1 rRNA gene is annotated in these 265 nt (G+C 56.2%); it reads right to left on the bottom strand.

The features are described from left to right. A 16S ribosomal RNA gene (locus ACZYR9_RS27875) occupies positions 1 to 265 on the bottom strand; the annotation flags it as partial.

Here is a 265-nt window from a genome sequence, read left to right as displayed (position 1 = left end):
CAGTGTGGCCGATCACCCTCTCAGGTCGGCTACGCATCGTCGCCTTGGTGGGCCGTTACCCCGCCAACTAGCTAATGCGCCGCAGGCCCATCTGTAAGCCACAGGTTGCCCCGTGTTTCTTGATCTCTTCATGCGAAGAAACCATCTATCCGGTCTTAGCTACCGTTTCCGGTAGTTATCCCGATCTTACAGGCAGGTTGCCTACGTGTTACTCACCCGTCCGCCGCTAACTTATCCCGAAGGATAAGTCCGCTCGACTTGCATG

The sequence above is a fragment of the Paenibacillus sp. F024 genome (genome assembly GCF_057814255.1).
This window is presented reverse-complemented; position numbering and strand designations above follow the sequence as displayed.